Origin of the sequence: Solwaraspora sp. WMMD406 (assembly GCF_029626025.1) — a bacterium.
Taxonomy (GTDB): domain Bacteria; phylum Actinomycetota; class Actinomycetes; order Mycobacteriales; family Micromonosporaceae; genus Micromonospora_E.
On the sequence record NZ_JARUBF010000001.1, the window covers coordinates 2,893,688 to 2,907,902 of the forward strand.

Sequence of the window (14,215 nt, forward strand, 5' to 3'; positions counted from 1 at the left end):
CCTGCGGCTTGTCCGTCAGAGGCCGGCATGGGACTGTTCCGTCGCGCGCCCCGGTCACCGTTTCCCGCCGACATGCTGCGATGGCTCGACCGATTCGGACGCTCCTCGTTCGATCCGATGGGCAGCGGGATCGAAACCGACGAGATCATGGGCCGGCTCGGGTCACTGTACGAGTACGCGACCAGCGATCCGGACGGTTTCATCGGCGAGTTGTCCGCCCTCGTGCAACGGGACCGAGGCGGATTCGCGACCTATGGGGCGGCGAGCCTGATGTGGGAGATGTATGGCGGCAAGGCACTCCGAATGCCGGCCGCTTTGCCGCTGATCGACGCCGGGATTCGATTCAAGCTCTCCCGGGGTCTGCCGACTGCGATGCTTACCGGCTTCGAAATGGAGCGGCTCGGTCGGCTCCGTGAACGGAACGGCGGGCAGCCGCCACCGCTGTGAACCAAGCACGTCGGAAACCGAAGTAAGGAGAAGATCATGGAGAGCCTTCTGTGTTTCGCGGTCGTCGTCGTTCCGATCGCCATCATCGGCTGGCAGCTGTACGAGACCCGGCAGGCCGTCGCCACGACGACCGTCGATTCACCGTACGAACCGGCCCAGGTGGCGCAGATCATCCGTGACGCGTTCGGCGGGCCGCGCGCCGTGCTGTGGACCACGACCGGTGGGCCGGGGACGATCAACATGCGTCGGCGCGGAGTTCGTGGCGGCATCACCATGTCGATCGACATCGAGCCGCTGTCCGGCGGCGGCACCCGGGTCGACATGTGGGCCTCGGGGACGGTCGTCTACTTCGGCTTCCTGGTCAACTTCGCCGGTGTGGTCAACCGCCGCAAGCGGGCGATCGCCCGTCGGCTCACTGCGGAACTCGCGGCCGGCCACACGGCCTGAGCACCGGGTGGCGGGGCGACAACGATCAGGGCACGAGGTGGATGCGGACGCGGCGGGCGGTGACCGCCGCGTCCTGCAGCACCGCGAGCCGGGGCTCCGGGCAGTCCAGTAGGTGCGCGTGGCGCAGCGGCAGCAGGAGTGCCAGCCGCCGGTCGGCGAGCACCGCGTCGACCATCAGGCGGTCGCCGCCGCAGACCAGTGCGCGGATCGGCTCCTCAGCGCCCGCACCGGCACCGGCGCGGGTGTCGGCGGCGGACTCGGCAGCACCCGGCACGTGGGGCAGCAGCACCCGGGCCACGATGTCGGCGGCCTTACCGGCGGCGGCGGTGGCCTGGTTGTCGCGCCGTCGGGCGTACCGCTGCTGGGACTGGCCCCCGGCGGCGGTCCGCCCTTGCACGTAGTGACGCTCCACCTTGGATGCTGTAATCGTGGTGCCGTCGACGATCCCGGCGGCCACCGCACCCTTGCGGGCCACCAGCAGACCGATACGCGGCGGCCGGATCAGCGCGGTGAGCAGGCCGTCGATGTCGGTGACCCCGACCACGCCCGGCGGCGGGTGCAGGGTGGCGGTGTCGCCGTTGCTGGCCCCGGTCACCGTCAGACCCTGCTCGGTGGCGCCGTCGTGCCGGCCGTAGAAGCCGTCCAGCCAGCCCCGGATCCGTTCCGGCGAGATCTCCACCCAGCGTCCGCCGCCGGCGGCCGGCCGCGCGCCCCGCATCGTCAGTCTCCCGGTACGGCGGGGGAGCGGGCCGCCAGTCGATCGCTTCGCACAGTCAACGCCTTCACTTCCGTGATCAGCTGGTCGACGTCGGGTTGGCCCCGTTCGTCGGCGGCGACGATCCTCGGTAGCAGTTCGGTGTAGTCGAGGGTGAGCTCACGGTACCGCCGCAGGAAGTCACGCCGCTGGTTGGTCCTGGCCACCGCGCGTTCGACCGTGGCGTACCGCCGGTCGAGGTCGATGATCCGCTGGGCCAGCACCGCCGTGGCGGCGGACAGCCGGCTGCGGCTGTCGGCCAGCTCCTGCCGGTCGGCGGCGCGGGCGGCGGCCCGCCGGCCGACCCGTCGACCGTACAGCCAGGTGACGGCGGCTCCGACGAGCACCGCGAGCACGGCCGCCGCAGCGACCAGGTAACGCGGCAACGACGGGCTGATCGTGCGCGACCCGTCCGGTACGGTGCCCGCCCGGACCAGGAAGTCGTAGTTGACGGCGATCACCTTGACCGCTTCCACCGGCCGGTCGGCGAACTCGTCGATCCCGCGCCCGACGACCATTTCGGCGACGGCGGCGCGGCCGAAGTTCTCGCCATCGCGGTCGGGCAGCAGCGCGCAGCCGTACGTGTCGTAGCCGTCCTGGTCCTCCTCCGGACGCAGCACCAACACGACGGTCCCGTCGGCGGCCCGGCGTACGTCGTCGCAGCCCTCGCGCAGGTCGGCACCGGCCGCCAGGAACACCACGACCAGCCGGCGGTTGCCGATGACCTGTTCGGCCGCGCGTTCGTCCACCGCCACCCCGGGCGCGGCGTACACCGACGACGTGCGGACGTCGCGGGCGATCGGGCCGTCGAGGGCGCCGCCGGACCACAGCGCCCAGCCGGCCAGCATCAGGCAGCCCAGCACGGCCAGACCGAACGGGGTCCCGGCGAACCGCAGCAGCCACCTCATGCCAGCCGGCCCTGCAGGTAGGCGTCCGGGCGGTAGCCGTCGATGCCCACCGTCCGGGCCGTGGCGTCCAGTTCCGCTTCCGCGTCGGTGAGCAGGGCGTGCACGTGCCGGCGCGCAAGGTCGTCGTCGAGCGCCGCCCGAGCCGCCGTCAGCTTGCTGATCGCCCTGGTCAGCGCCGGATCGCCGCGCCGTCCGGTGACGGCCGACAACTCGACGGCCAGCGCGGTCAACCCGGCCAGTCGGGCCGGTACGGTGCTGTGCCCCAGCAGATCGCGTCGCGCGCCGGCCGGGTTCGCGGCCCGCAGCACCGAGCGCGCCGACAAGGCCAGGAAAAGCACCACACAGCCGGCGAACAGCCACGGCAGCGCGGGCAGCGCCACCCGCAGCGGATCGAACGGCTGGTACGGCAGCGGCCGGTCGAACAGTCCGGCGTACCGGACGTCGGTCACCCGGCCCAGGTAGGTGCCGAGCACGGCGGTCTGCGGGTAGTCGTAGCGGCTCAGCCGATCGCCGAACTGGCCGTAGAAGCTGGCGGCGGCGACGTCGGCGAATTCGTCGGCGGCCGGCCCGTGATATTCGACCCAGGTGCCGTACAGCACGATGGTCGGGATGTCCGGGAAGATCGCGGTCAGCGCCGGACCGTACGCCGGCAGCGGTTCACCGTACGGCTGGCGTGGCAGCACCACGTAGTGCACGTCCCGGTCCGGGAAGGCGGTGGCCGCCGCCCGGCGCGGCACCTCGGTGAGGGTGGCGCCGTCGGCGACGTGCTGCCCGCCGGCCCGCAGGTCGGCCGTGACGGTGGCCAGCTCGGACTCGGTCGGCTCCCGCCATCGGACGCCGTCGACCTCGGCCGGGTCGGGCCGGTCGTCGAGCGCCACGATCAGGGCCACCAGCTGGTCGGTGACGTCGCCGGTGGCGAACTGGGCTCGCCAACCGGCCAGATCGGTCGCGACCGCCTGGTAGAAACCGCCACTGACCTGCGTACCGATGATCCGGACCGTCGCGTTGTCCACCTCCCGGACCCGGTCGCGTTCGTCGCTGTCCAGTCCGGGTGGGGCGACCAGGATCCGGACCTCGCTGTCGCCGATCGCCGCCCGCACCCGGACCGGATCCCATCGCGCGATCGATCCGGGCAGCCGGACGACGTCGTCGGCGGCGACCAGCGCGGTCATCTCGTCGACCGACGGTACGTCCGCGTCGCTGAGCTCTCCGGCCGACCCTTCGTCGATGGTCGGGCCTGACGGTGACTCGCCGTAGCTGACGTCCACGCTATGCCGCTGCGCCAGCAGGAAGATCACCAACACGACGAGGGCCGCGCCGAGCGCCAGCCAGCGCAGCGCCTCCGGCCATCGCGGCCGGATCGCCGGCTCAGTCATTGGTGTCCTGCCGATCGATGTCCTGCCGATCGGCGGCCCGCCGCCACAGGTGGTCGGCGCGCTGGGCGTACCCGGTGGCGGTGTCGGCGGCGGACGGCCCGCCCCGGTCGGCGGCGATGGACTCCGCCTGGGCCAGCAGCCGCTCCGCTTCCGGTATCCGCACGCGCGCGGCGTCCCGGCTGATGGTGGCGCTGTCGATCGCGGCGCGCGCCGCCGACCAGGCGGTCCGGCTCACGCGTCGCCGGGCCCGTCGGCGTGGCAGCCACGTGGTCGACAACCCGGCGGCGACCAGCAGGGCGGCGCCCACCGGCCAGACCAGCCAGGACCATTCCATCGTCGTGACCTACTTCCCGCTGCGGTGACCTGTGGGTTCGCCCGCCGATTCTGCATGATCGACGCCAGCGCGCCACTGGACGGGCGACGCCGGACCAGCCGGCCAGACGTCGACGTCGATCGACATCGATGGAAGGCGGTCGGCTGGTGATAATTGCCACGGCGTGCAGCGGTACGGGCGAATAGTCTGGCCGGGTGCCGCCGCAGATCCCACACGCCGATCCGGGGGTGCCGGACATCCGGGGTCCGCTGCGCTACCTCTGGTGGCTGGTCCGCCGCCAACCCTGGTGGGTGCTCCGGGGAAGCCTGCTCAGCACAGTGTGGATGGTCGGCTTGGCGGTCCGACCGTACCTGGTCGCTCGGGCGATCGACGACGGTCTGCGGGTCGCGGACCAGCGGGCGCTGTGGTCGTGGGTCGCGGTGATCCTGATCGCCGGGGTGCTCATCGCCGTGGTGGGCGTGTTCCGGCACCGCACGATGACCTACATCCGGGAGGACGCCACCGCCCGGACGGCGGCGGTGCTGCTGCGCAAGCTGTCGCGGATCGGGGCGGTGTTGCCGCGCAAGCTCGCCACCGGCGAGGTGGCCACCGTCGGCGGTACGGACATCACCCACACCTCGCAGGTGCTGACCCTGGCCGGCCCGGGCGTCGGTGCCGTCATCGCGTACGGGGTGGTCGCGGTGCTGCTCTGGACGGTGTCGCCGCTGCTGGCCGGCTGTGTCCTGGTGGGTGTCCCGGTCGTCGCCGCCCTGCTCGGCCCGCAGCTGCGGCGGCTGGACCGGGTCGAGCAGGCCTACCGGCGTGAGCAGGGGATGCTGACCGCCCGCGCCGGTGACATCGTGGCCGGGCTGCGGGTGCTCGCCGGCGTCGGGGGACGCACCTTGTTCGCCCGCCGCTACACCGACCACTCGCAACGGCTGCGAGCCGAGGGCTACCGGGTCGCGGCGGTCAACAGTTGGATCGAGGCGTTGACCGTCACCGTGCCCGGACTGTTCCTCGCCGTGGTCGTCTGGCTGTCGGCCCGGATGGCCGTCGATGGTCAGATCAGCATCGGACAACTGGTCGCGCTGTACGGCTACGTGGCCGCGCTCGCCATACCGGTCTGGTTTCTGCAGGAAGGCAGTTACCAGTTCATCCGGGGCCGGGTTTCGGCACGCCGGATCATCGGCCTGCTGCGGTTGACCCCGGATCCGGTGACCGGTGCGGTGACCGGCGCGGCGACCAGCCCGTCCCCCGGCTCGGCCGGTGACGACGCCCGGCGCGGCCGGCCGCCGGTCGACGGCCCGGTCCGGCCCGCCGACCTGCCCGGCCCGGTCCGGCCCGCCGACCTGCCCGGCCCGGTCCGGCCCGCCGACCTGTGCGACCCGGTCAGCGGGCTGACGGTCGTGGACGGGAGCCTGACCGGGATCGCCGCCACCGATCCCGGCGTGGCGCTGGCCTTGGCCGACCGGCTCGGTCGGTTCACTCCGTCCGAGGTCACCTGGGGTGGGCTTGCGCTGTGCGGGGTCCGTCTCGACGAGGTGCGCGCCCGGATCCTGGTCGCCGACCACGACGCCTACCTGTTCGCCGGGACGCTGCGGGAGATCCTGCAGGCGCCCCCGCCGGCGGATGGGTCGTCGTCGCCACCCGGGGGCCACCCCGACGATCGTGACCGTGGCGAGCAGGCACTCACCGCTGGCCTGGAGCAGCGCCGCCTCCGCTCGGCGCTGCGGGTGGCGTCGGCGGAGGACGTCGTCACGTCGGTCCGTGACGGGTTGGACGCCGTGATCGACGCTAGGGCCAGGAACCTCTCCGGCGGCCAGCGGCAGCGGGTCCGGCTGGCCAGGGCACTGCTGGTGGAGCCCGAGGTGCTGATCCTGATCGACCCGACGTCGGCGGTGGACGCGCACACCGAGGCCCGGATCGCGGCCCGGCTGCGGGCAGCCCGCGTCGGGCGGACCACCGTCCTGATCACTACGTCGCCGCTGCTGCTCGGGGCCGCCGACACCGTCGCCTACCTCGACGGCGGCCGGGTGACGGCCGTCGGGCCACCCGGGGACCTGCTGGAACGCCACCCGGGCTACCGGGCCCTGGTCTGGCGGGGCGACGAGGAGCAGGACCAGCCCGTCCGACCGTCCGGGGCGTCCGGGCCGGGGGCGTCCGGGCCGGCTGCGGCGTCCGGAGCGGCCGCGTCGCGGTCGGCCGGCGTACGCCAGCGGGAGGCACCGTGACCGCGTCGACCCGGGCCGGCCTGCCGATCGCCGACCGGCGTACGGTCCGCCGTGGCACCCGCGAACTGATCGGCCGGGAACGGTGGGTCGTCGCCGGCGTGCTGGCCCTGCACATCGCCGCCGCGCTGGCCGGCCTGGCCGGACCGTGGCTGCTGGGTCGCATCGTCGACCAGATCACCGCCGGTGCCGGGGTGGCGATGGTGGACCGGCTCGGGCTGGCGCTGGTCGGCTCCGTACTGGCGCAGGGGTTGTTCGTCCGGTTCGCCCAGTGGGCCGGCCACCGCTTCGGCGAACGCGCGGTTGCCCGGCTGCGCGAAGACTTCGTCAACCGCACCCTCGGCCTGCCGGTCTCGGTGGTCGAACGCGCCGGCACCGGCGACCTGGCGACCAGGAGCTCGATGGACGTCAGCACCGTCGGCACCATGGTCCGGGACGTGGTGCCGGTGGTGGTGATCGCGTCGGCGCAGTTGTGCCTGCTGTTCGGCGCGGTGTTCCTGCTGCACCCGCTGCTCGGTCTGGTCGGTCTGGTCGGGTTGCCGTCGATCGTCGCGGTGACCCGCTGGTATCTGCGGCGGGCGCGGGGGGCCTACCTCGACGAGGGGGCTGCGGTGGCCGCCCTGACCGACACCCTGACCACGACGGCCGACGGCGCCCGTACCGTGGAAGCGCTGCGGCTGCGCGACGACCGGGTCCGGCACGGCACCGCCCGGATCGCCCGGCTGTGGGCTACCCGGCGCGCCACCCTCGCGCTGCGTTCGGTGTATTTCCCGGTCGCCGAGGCGAGCGTGGCACTGCCGATCGCCGCCGTGCTGCTGGCCGGCGGAGTGCTGCTGCAGCGCGACATGGTCACCCTCGGCACGGTGGTCGCCGCCGCCCTCTACCTGCAGCAGACCATCGACCCGTTGGACCAGATCCTGCAGTGGATCGAGCAGGCGCAGCGCGGCCTGGCCTCCTACGCCCGGGTGCTCGGCGTCGGGCAGGTGCCGCCGGAACCACGCGGCCGGTCCGCCGTACCCGCCGACCGCGGCCTGCGGGTGCGCGGCGTGACGTTCGCCTACGGCGACGGCCCCGACGTGCTGCGCGACATCGACCTGACCGTGGCCGCCGGGGAACGGCTGGCGATCGTCGGCCCGTCGGGGGCGGGCAAGTCGACCCTGGCCCGGCTGCTCGCCGGGATCGACTCCCCGCGCGACGGTACGGTCCTGCTGGGCGGGGTCCCGGTCACCGACCTCGATCCGGCGCAGCGACGTCGGCGGATCGCCCTGGTCACCCAGGAGCACCACGTGTTCATGGGTTCGCTGCGGGACAACCTGGCCTTCGCCGCACCCGAGGCCGACGACCAGCGGTTGCGGTCCGCGCTGGTCGTCGTCGGAGCCGACTGGTACGCCACCCTGCCCGACGGCCTGGACACGCTCCTTGGCGACGGGGCGCGGGAACCGGGCGCCGCCGAGGCGCAGCAAGTTGCCCTGGCCCGGCTGGTGCTGGCCGACCCGGACATCCTGATCCTGGACGAGGCGACCGCCGCGCTGGATCCGACCACGGCCCGGCGCACCGAGCGGGCGTTGGCCGCCGTGCTGGCCGGGCGGACCGTGATCGCCATCGCGCACCGGCTCAACTCGGCGCACGACGCCGACCGGGTGGCCGTCCTCGAACAGGGCCGGATCAGCGAGTTGGGCAGCCACGACGAACTGGTCGACGCCGGTGGACCGTACGCCGCGCTCTGGCGTTCCTGGCACGGCTGATCTCGCACGCTCGTTCCGTGCGGCCCATGCTCATCCGCGACGGCGATCCCGCTTGTCCGCGACGGCGATCCCGCTTGTCCGCGACGGCGATCCCGCTTGTCCGCGACGGCGATCCCGCTTGTCCGCGACGCGCGGCCCACCGGGTGGGCCGCGCGTCGATTGGGCCGGCGACCGGCCGCACCCGTACCATCCGGGCAGATCGGCTCCGGCGGCGCGCGGCAGAGTGGAGGAACCATGCTGGTGGTGCATGGCCTGCTCAGCCCGGGTGGACGTCTGGCGTTGTGGGCGGAGGATTCGAGGTTGCCGGCGGCACCACCACGCCGTCCCGGACGCCCGCCCCGGCGACGCCCGCACCCGTTCGCCGCCGACCTCGACCGGCTGGCGGCGGCGTTGACGCCGATTCTCGACACGGTGGTGGCGAAGGCCACCACGGCGAGCGCGGCACTGGTTCTGCCCACTGTGACCGGCCGGCCGATGGAGTCGCCGGAACTGGTCCGTACCCAGCCGGTCGACGCGACCACCGGATCGACTCCGGTGGCGGGGACCGCGTCCTGGCTGGTGCCGACCCTGGAGTTCGACGTCGACGAGGCGTTGTCGGTGCTGTGCACGTTGCACGACGCGGCCGACGGCGACCCGGACGTCACCGTCGCCGCCTCGGTACGGCACCTCGCGCTGCTTGCCGGGTTCGCCGCTGAGCTGGTCGCCCGGGGGCGGGTCGTGCCGGCGGTGCGTGCCGACCGCGACGAGGGTACGGCTACCGCGTGCTGGCTTCCGGTGCTGACCGGTGCTGACCGGCAGTGGGCCCGTTCGCTCGCCGCCGCCGTACCGCCCGCCGCAATGTCCGCCGCGCTGCCAGCCGGGTCCGGGCCCGCCGCGCTGCCAGCCGGGTCCGGGTCCGCCGCCGGCACCCGATCGTCCGAGGGTTCCGGGCGACTCGGATCCGGGCTACTCGGATCCGGGGCGCGCGTCGTCGCCGCCGCGTTGGACGCGCTGACCGACGCCGCCGCCCGAGCCGTGCTGGACGGGGTTCGCTTGGCCGACCGCCGCTCCGGGTCCGGTGTGCTGGCGGTGCGTGACGCGTGGCTGAGCGCGTTGACCGGCCGGCAACGAGCGTTCGCGGCGCCGGCCGGGCCGCTCGCCACGCTCCGTGCCGGGCTCGACGACTGGCACCGGGAGGTGGCTGTCCGGCCGGTTCGGGCCTGCTTCCGGCTGCGCGAGCCGGCCACGACGGACGCTCCGCAACCGCCGGCCGGCGTCGGGGCGGCCGGCCTTGGGGCGGCCGGTGACACACCGGCCGGTGACGCGGGTGCCGGTGACGCGGGTGCCGGTGACGCGGGTGCCGGCGACGCGGCACCCTGGCGGCTCGAATTCGCCCTGCAGGCCACCGACGAGCCGAGTCTGGTGGTCGACGCCGAGCAGATCTGGCGCGGCGGCGACGGCCTGCGACCACTGACCCGACACACCGGCACCCCGCCGGAGGCGCTGCTGGCCGAACTGGGCCGGGCCAGTCGACTCTGGCCGGCGATCGAGGACGCGCTGCGTACCGCCACCCCGGACGGGCTGGACCTCGACGTCGACGGGGCACACCGGTTCCTGCGTGACGGCGCACCGGCGCTGCACGCGGCCGGGTTCACCGTGCTGCTGCCGTCGTGGTGGCACGGTCGGGGTGCCCGGCTCGGAGCCCGACTGCGCGTCACCAGCCGTACCGCTCCCGGCGCGGTGCAGGTCGACAGCCGGTTCGGCCAGGCCGACCTGGTCGACTACCAGTGGGAGGTGGCCCTCGGCGAGCAGCAGCTGACCGAGGCCGAACTGCGGGAGCTGGCCCGGGCCAAGACCCCGCTGGTCCGGCTGCGTGGCCAGTGGGTGGAGGTCGACGCCAAGCGGCTCGCCGCCGGCCTGTCGCTGCTGCGTTCCGGCGGCCGACTCAGCCTGGTCGACCTGCTCCGGTTGGCCCTGGGCGAGCACGACGACGGCGATCCGCACGACGAGGGCGACCTGCCCCTGCCGGTGCTCGGCGTCAGCGCCGACGGTGCCCTGGGCGACCTGCTCAGCGGCCAGGCCGACCGTCGGCTGGTGCCGGTGAGCGAGCCGCCCGGCTTCCGGGGACAGCTACGGCCGTACCAGCGGCGGGGGGTTGCCTGGCTGCGGTTCCTGCACTCGATCGGTCTGGGCGGGGTGCTGGCCGACGACATGGGACTCGGCAAGACCGTCCAGCTGTTGGCGATGCTCGCCGCCGACGAACCGCACGTCGGACCGACCCTGCTGATCTGTCCGATGTCACTGGTCGGCAACTGGTGCCGGGAGGCGGCGACGTTCGTGCCGGACCTGACGGTGCACGTGCATCACGGGGCGGAACGCCCGCGCAGGGAGGCATTCGCGGCGGCGGTGACGGCCTCCCGGCTGGTGATCACCACGTACGCCGTGGCGACCCGGGACGCCGCCGAGTTGGCCGAGATCGCCTGGCATCGGATCATGGTCGACGAGGCGCAGGCGATCAAGAACGCCGCGACCCGCCAGTCCGTCGCGATTCGCTCGCTGCCCGCCCGGCACCGGGTCGCGATCACCGGTACGCCGGTGGAGAACCGGCTCGCCGACTTGTGGTCCATCATGGACTTCGCCAATCCGGGGCTGCTCGGACCGGCCGCGACGTTCCGCAAACGGTACGCCGAGCCGGTGGAGCGGCATGGCGACGTCGAGGCTGCCGAACGACTGCGCCGGATCACCGGTCCGTTCGTGCTGCGCCGTCTCAAGACCGATCGGTCGATCATCGCCGATCTTCCGGAGAAGCTGGAGATGGAGGTGCTGTGCAACCTCACCGCCGAGCAGGCATCGCTCTATCAGGCGGTGGTCGACGACATGATGCGTCGCATCGAGTCCAGCACCGGCATGGAACGGCGCGGCCTGGTGCTGGCGACCATGACCAAGCTCAAGCAGGTCTGCAACCATCCGGCCCAGTTCCTGCGGGACGGGTCGCATCTGGCGGGGCGTTCGGGCAAGCTGGCCCGGCTGACCGAGATCCTCGACGAGGTGCTGGCGGCCGGCGAAAAGGCCCTGCTGTTCACCCAGTACGCCGAGTTCGGCGCGATGCTGCGGGGCCATCTGTCCGCGTACACCGGTCGGGAGGTGCTGTTTCTGCACGGTGGGTTGACCAAGGCGGACCGGGACACGCAGGTGGCCCGCTTCCAACATGACAGCTCCGGTCCGCCGATCTTCGTCTTGTCGCTCAAGGCCGGCGGCACCGGGCTGACCCTGACCGCCGCCAACCATGTGGTGCACGTCGACCGGTGGTGGAATCCGGCCGTGGAGGATCAGGCCACCGACCGGGCGTTCCGGATCGGGCAGCGGCGGGCGGTGCAGGTACGCAAGTTCGTGTGCGCCGGCACCGCCGAGGAGAAGATCGCCGCGATGGTGGCGGACAAGCGTGGCCTGGCCGCCAGCATCGTGGGTAGCGGTGAACAGTGGCTGACCGAGCTGTCCACCACGCAGCTGCGGGAACTGTTCGCCTTGGAGGCCGGAGCGGTGGTCGAGTGACGGTGGTCGGATGGCAGGTGGTGCGGTGAGTGCGTTCGCCGAGTACGGACGTCCGCGCCGGGTCGACGGCGGGTTGCGGGCACGCAGCACCCGGGGTGCGATCGGACAGTCCTGGTGGTCGCGGCGCTTCGTCGACGTACTGGAGTCGTTCGCGTTGGGCACCCGGCTCAGCCGGGGACGGTCCTACGCCCGGTCCGGTCAGGTCGTCACGTTGCGGGTCGCTCCGGGCGTGGTCACCGCCCGGGTGCAGGGTTCCCGGCCGCAGCCGTACGAGGTGCGGATCGGGCTCCCGGTGTTTCCGGGGTCGGTGTGGCGCGACATCGAGCGGACCCTCGCCGCGCAGGCGTTCTACAGTGCCCGGTTGCTCGCCGGTGACCTGCCTCCGGAGCTGGAGGAGGTCTTCGACGCCGCGGGATCACCGCTGTTTCCGCGCGGAATCGGCGAGTTGACCCTGCGGTGCGGTTGCCCCGACGACGCGGTGCCGTGCAAGCACGTGGCCGCGACCTGCTATCTACTCGCCGAGGTGTTCGACGCCGACCCGTTCGAGATCCTGCACTGGCGGGGCCGGGACCGGCAGACGTTGCTGAGCCGGTTGCGGCCGGCCCCGGCCACGTCGGCTGGCGCCAACGGTTCCGGCGGCGCCGCTGGTGCCGGGGTCCCGGCGGTCGGCGCCGCCTGGGCGTTGGTCGACCTGCCCGAGCCGACCGCGACAGATGCCGCCTTCTGGCGTGCGCCGGTGCCGTTGCCGGCGCGGGCACCGGTGCTGCCGGCCCGCTCCGATCTGCTGCTCCGCCAGCTCGCCGCGCCGTCGGCGGCCGTCGGCGGCCCCGGGCTGGTGGCGTTGCTGAGCCGGGCCTACCGACGGTTCGGCGGACGACCCGGGTAGCGGATGACCGCCCGACCCGAGCCGGTCACCAACGTCGGGCGCGCAGGGCGAGGACCCCGGCGACGCAGAGCGCCACCGTCGAGATGATCGCCGCCAGCCATCCGCCGAACAACGCGAGCGGCGGCACGGTCGCCCACAGCAGCACACTGGCGATGATGGCCATCCGGTTGCGGCGGTTCGCGGCCCGATCACCCACTCGGGCGACGAAGTCCGGATCGGTCGTCCGCAGATGGCGGGCGATCTGGTCGAACCGGCGTTGATCCTCCCTGCTGAGCATGGCGTACCTTCCCTCCAAGCGTCCCCGACGACCGTTGGCGCTCTCGCGTCCGAGCGCGTCACGCTCGTGATGCGCATCGGGTCCGGACCCGCATCACGAAGGCCACCGGCGCATTACCCACTCGGCTGGCGCTCACGCCGACACTTCCTGCGGCTTGCGCGTGAACCGGCAAACTGGTCATCCGATCAGCCGGCGTCCGGGTGGCGTCTGTGACGGCGTTCGGGCGGCGTCGAGCGCGGATACGCCCGGTGCGGCACGCGGATCAAGAGAAGAACGTCGACGTGGGTGAGTGCCGCCGGCCGTGAAGGTTCATCCGACAGCGGCGGCACTCACCCACGTCGAGGGCAGGTCACCTCAGCTGGTGCGACCCACCCGGCCGGCCAGCGTGACGACAACCGGGCGCACTCGGATCACATCGCTCTGCGCAGCGTCGAGACCTGCCGGGGGACCGGGACGGTCGCTGGCACGGCGACCCGCTGGGCCAGGCTCACCGCCGGCACCGACTCGATCGGCGCGCTCCGGGGGTGCGGCAGCCGTCGCGGCGATGTCGCGCTTTCCCGCGCGTCGACGACGATCCGCTGTACGGCGTACGAGTCGGGCACCTGCCAACGGACCTCCTCCGGCCGCACCGCCCAGCGGACGGCACCCTCGGGCAGCAGGGTGGGCGGCGCCGGGATCCACGACCCGTGACCGTGCTGGATCACGTCGAGCGACTCGGCCAACTCCGGCCGCAGCGCGTCGCCGGGGCGTACCAGGAACATCCATCGTCCGGTCGGGGTGACCGCGACGGGACCGCGGAGCTGGCCGTGCCCGGGGGCCGCCGCACCTCCGCGTAGTCGGACCGTGCACAGCACCCGTAGGCCGAGCCGGGCGGGCATCTCCAGGACGTCGAAGGCGTAACCGGTGGCGAGCAGGACCGCGTGCGGTTGTCGCCGCCACCACGAGCTCACCCGGTCGGGGCGGTCGGAGGCGGACCGCTCCCAGCTCTCCAACGCCGGATGGCAGCTGGCCGTCGGACACCCGGGCCGGTCGCAGCAGAACCGACCGTCCTTCAGGTAGGCCCCGGGCGTCACCGGCCAGCCATGAGCGGCATAGTGCAGCGCGCCGCGGCGTAGCCGCAGCCGAACGAAAGGCGGTTGGACCGTCCACCGCATGATCGAGATTCCCCCCAACACGTCATGACATCGGCAACGGGCTCAACCAGGATCGGCGTGTCTGCGCACGCGGGGAGAGAACGCCTGCGCAGACACGCCGTCACGGTGGAGACCGTTGCAAGTTGCATCGAAAACTACGAGCATCTGTG

General features: G+C 73.1%; 12 protein-coding genes. 6 read left to right on the forward strand and 6 right to left on the reverse strand.

Annotated elements, in window-relative coordinates; all coding sequences use genetic code 11:
• Positions 1-27 precede the first annotated feature (27 nt).
• Together O7632_RS13130 and O7632_RS13135 are read left to right on the forward strand one after the other, a co-directional pair.
• Entirely contained in the window at positions 28-447 is a 420-nt protein-coding gene (locus O7632_RS13130; RefSeq protein WP_278114398.1) for a hypothetical protein, read from the forward strand.
• Between the two features lie 36 nt (positions 448-483).
• The gene (locus tag O7632_RS13135; protein ID WP_278114400.1) at positions 484-894 is read left to right on the forward strand and encodes a hypothetical protein; all 411 of its coding nucleotides are present in this window, start codon (positions 484-486) and stop codon (positions 892-894) included.
• Between the two features lie 25 nt (positions 895-919).
• On the opposite strand, the gene O7632_RS13140 is transcribed toward O7632_RS13135, so the two are convergent.
• The 4 genes from O7632_RS13140 to O7632_RS13155 are packed head-to-tail and all read right to left on the reverse strand — an operon-like array spanning position 920 to position 4,266.
• Positions 920-1,612, reverse strand: coding sequence for an acVLRF1 family peptidyl-tRNA hydrolase (locus tag O7632_RS13140; RefSeq protein ID WP_278114402.1), 693 nt, complete (start codon positions 1,610-1,612; stop codon positions 920-922).
• Positions 1,613-1,614: 2 nt separating this feature from the next.
• Complete coding sequence (locus O7632_RS13145) at positions 1,615-2,556, reverse strand: hypothetical protein (protein WP_278114403.1); 942 nt, start codon at positions 2,554-2,556, stop codon at positions 1,615-1,617.
• Entirely contained in the window at positions 2,553-3,932 is a 1,380-nt protein-coding gene (locus tag O7632_RS13150) for a hypothetical protein (RefSeq protein WP_278114405.1), read from the reverse strand. The genes O7632_RS13145 and O7632_RS13150 overlap by 4 nt, the downstream gene beginning before the upstream one ends.
• The gene (locus tag O7632_RS13155; protein ID WP_278114407.1) at positions 3,925-4,266 is read right to left on the reverse strand and encodes a DUF6403 family protein; all 342 of its coding nucleotides are present in this window, start codon (positions 4,264-4,266) and stop codon (positions 3,925-3,927) included. The genes O7632_RS13150 and O7632_RS13155 overlap by 8 nt, the downstream gene beginning before the upstream one ends.
• Positions 4,267-4,460: 194 nt before the next feature.
• Between O7632_RS13155 and O7632_RS13160 the strand changes: the two genes are divergently transcribed.
• From O7632_RS13160 to O7632_RS13175, 4 genes are all read left to right on the forward strand, one after another.
• Positions 4,461-6,476: an ABC transporter ATP-binding protein gene (locus O7632_RS13160; RefSeq protein WP_278114408.1), complete on the forward strand. Its 2,016-nt coding sequence runs from the start codon at positions 4,461-4,463 to the stop codon at positions 6,474-6,476.
• On the forward strand, positions 6,473-8,218 hold the full coding sequence (locus tag O7632_RS13165; protein ID WP_278114410.1) for an ABC transporter ATP-binding protein: 1,746 nt from the start codon (positions 6,473-6,475) through the stop codon (positions 8,216-8,218). Before O7632_RS13160 ends, O7632_RS13165 begins: the two co-directional genes overlap by 4 nt.
• A 234-nt stretch (positions 8,219-8,452) precedes the next feature.
• A complete protein-coding gene (locus tag O7632_RS13170) occupies positions 8,453-11,749 on the forward strand; it encodes a DEAD/DEAH box helicase (RefSeq protein WP_278114412.1) in 3,297 nt (1,098 codons plus the stop codon).
• A gap of 25 nt (positions 11,750-11,774) precedes the next feature.
• The gene (locus O7632_RS13175) at positions 11,775-12,635 is read left to right on the forward strand and encodes an SWIM zinc finger family protein (protein WP_278114414.1); all 861 of its coding nucleotides are present in this window, start codon (positions 11,775-11,777) and stop codon (positions 12,633-12,635) included.
• A 25-nt stretch (positions 12,636-12,660) separates the two neighbouring features.
• On the opposite strand, the gene O7632_RS13180 is transcribed toward O7632_RS13175, so the two are convergent.
• Together O7632_RS13180 and O7632_RS13185 are read right to left on the reverse strand one after the other, a co-directional pair.
• Positions 12,661-12,912 (reverse strand): DUF3040 domain-containing protein, encoded by a 252-nt coding sequence (locus O7632_RS13180; RefSeq protein WP_278114416.1) that lies wholly within the window; start codon positions 12,910-12,912, stop codon positions 12,661-12,663.
• A 410-nt stretch (positions 12,913-13,322) separates the two neighbouring features.
• Positions 13,323-14,066 (reverse strand): bifunctional DNA primase/polymerase, encoded by a 744-nt coding sequence (locus O7632_RS13185; RefSeq protein ID WP_278114418.1) that lies wholly within the window; start codon positions 14,064-14,066, stop codon positions 13,323-13,325.
• Between the last annotated feature and the right edge of the window lie 149 nt (positions 14,067-14,215).